The following is a 341-nucleotide window of genomic DNA, read 5'->3' as shown; positions in this document are numbered from 1 at the left end:
TGAAGTTACCCCGGTTTCGTGGAGTCCCACCCGCTGTGCGAAAAGGGTCCCACGATGCCGAAGTCACGCCCCCCATACCCGCCGGAGTTCCGTGAGCGGGTCGTCGAGTTGATGAAGGCCGGCCGGTCCGGCAAGAGTCTCGCAAGAGAGTTCGGTTGTACCGAGCAGAGCATCCGCAACTGGAAGAAGCAGTTGGAGGGGAGCTGCAGTGGCGCCCCCAGCAGCAATGGCGAGGGCAGGCCAGCCCCCAGGGCGAGCAGTGTCGCCTCGGATGAGCGCGCTGAGCTCGAGCGGCTGCGGCGCGAGGTGCGGGTGCTGCGCGAGGAGCGCGACATCCTAAA

General features: G+C 66.3%; 1 protein-coding gene. It reads left to right on the top strand.

The window, feature by feature from the left end; all coding sequences use genetic code 11:
• Nucleotides 1-54: 54 nt before the first annotated feature.
• Nucleotides 55-341, top strand: a 287-nt coding sequence (locus HV826_RS36615) for a transposase (protein ID WP_176421597.1), incomplete at its 3' end; no start/stop codon positions are given.

Source organism: Myxococcus sp. AM010 (assembly GCF_013372585.1).
Taxonomy (GTDB): Bacteria; Myxococcota; Myxococcia; order Myxococcales; family Myxococcaceae; genus Myxococcus; species Myxococcus vastator.
This window is presented reverse-complemented; position numbering and strand designations above follow the sequence as displayed.